This is a genomic window from Leucobacter celer subsp. astrifaciens, from assembly GCF_001273835.1.
GTDB lineage: Bacteria > Actinomycetota > Actinomycetes > Actinomycetales > Microbacteriaceae > Leucobacter > Leucobacter celer.
The window spans coordinates 1-216 of sequence record NZ_JHEI01000004.1 but is presented as its reverse complement, the minus strand read 5'-3'; the positions used below and the strand labels follow the sequence as shown (position 1 = coordinate 216).

The 216-nt window shown below is 61.6% G+C and carries 1 protein-coding gene; it reads right to left on the bottom strand.

Annotation, left to right across the window (positions count from 1 at the left end; all coding sequences use genetic code 11):
* A partial coding sequence (locus AMS65_RS20050; RefSeq protein WP_206541933.1) for a hypothetical protein occupies window positions 1–216 on the bottom strand: 216 nt, incomplete at both ends.

Here is a 216-nt window from a genome sequence, read left to right as displayed (position 1 = left end):
TTGTTTTATAAAAGCACCGGCCACCACCGAAATCACCACTAGACCGTGCGTGGGCGGCGCCGGTGTTGTATAAGAGACAGAGCTTGCCCCGGGCCAGGTCGATCTGGTGGGGGATGGCCTTCGCCTCGCGGATCATCGTCGTCAGCGTGTAGCGCCCTTTCTTGAACCACCCCACGACGGTGTCGCCCGCTTTCCCCAGCTTCTGCGACCGCCACT